This window comes from Rhizobium grahamii CCGE 502 (genome assembly GCF_000298315.2).
Taxonomy (GTDB): Bacteria; Pseudomonadota; Alphaproteobacteria; order Rhizobiales; family Rhizobiaceae; genus Rhizobium; species Rhizobium grahamii.
In genome coordinates this window covers 1-1,217 of the sequence record NZ_AEYE02000006.1, presented here as the reverse complement: position 1 = coordinate 1,217, position 1,217 = coordinate 1, and the positions used below count along the sequence as shown (strand labels likewise).

Below are 1,217 nucleotides of genomic sequence, written 5' to 3'. Positions count from 1 at the left end.
TCGTTGACCTGTGCCTGCGCCACCGGCGCGTCGTTGGTGCCGGTGATAGTGACCGTCAGCGTCCGGGTGCTGGTCGCACCGTGCTCGTCAGCCACCGTGAAGGTGAAGGTCTCAAGGCGCAATTCGCCCTTTGCCAGCGCCTGCACCGCGTCCTTGGTATTGTCGAGCGTGTAGGTGTAGGCCCCGGTCGCGGCATTCCAGGTCAGCGTGCCGTAGTTGCCGGCAGCGCCAGCGGCACCGTCGCTGTGGCCATCGACATTGGCAACGCTCAGAACATGGTCGTGGTCGACATCGGTCGCACCGTTGAGCAGGTTGCCGTCCGTCGTCGAAACATCCGTCTTGGCAATGCCTTCGCCGACGTCAGCGTATTGCGCCTTCGCCACCGGCGCGTCGTTGGTGCCTTCGATCATGATCGTCAGCGTCGTCTGCGACGTCAGGCCGTTGGCGTCCTTGACCGTGTAGGTGAAGGTGTCGGTGACATGCTCGCCCTGCTTCAGGGCGTTGGTCTGAGCGTCGCTGTCACGCAGGTCGTAGGTGTAGTCGCCGTTGGCGGCGAGATACAGCTTGCCGTAAATACCTTCCTTGACGAAGAGGCCCAGGATCTTGTCGCTGCCGGTGAGCGCCGAAACGCTCTTGGTGTCGTTGAAGTCGACGTCGGTGTCGTTGGCAAGCACGTTGCCCTTGGCGAGGCTGTCGCCTGCTTCGCTGGCATTGCCGTGGTCCTTGACGCCCGCTTCCTTCACCAGGTCGGTGAACTGGTCCGGATGGTTGGGGTCGATGTTGCTGTCGGCGACCGCGACCGGTGCGTCGTTGACGCCGTTGACCGTGACGATGACATCCTGGCTGGAGGAGCCACCCTTACCGTCGGCGACGGTGATCGTGTAGGTGAGCTTGACGCTCTGGCCCTTGCCGAGGAAATCAAGCGAGCTTTCGGCGATCGAATAGGTCCAGTTGACCCTGCCGTTGTTGGTGTTGCCGGCGGCGGCGGTTGCGCTGAAGGCGGCCTTGAGGGCGGCTTCCTGCTCGCTCGACAGCGTCACGCCGGTGGGCGCGATCGCCTTGAACGCGTAGCTCGCCGTCGGACGATCGATGAGATCGACATCGGTGAAGGTCAATGCGCCGCCCGTCTGCTGCGTGCCGGCATCCGCCGCCGGGTTGATCGTTTCGGCGATGTCCGACACCGCGTGCAGGCCGACGTCGGCGCTCAAGACCGGCGC

1 protein-coding gene is annotated in these 1,217 nt (G+C 64.1%); it reads right to left on the bottom strand.

Annotated elements, in window-relative coordinates; genetic code table 11:
• On the bottom strand, window positions 1–1,217 hold a 1,217-nt coding region (locus RGCCGE502_RS05455), incomplete at both ends, for a VCBS domain-containing protein (RefSeq protein WP_016553164.1).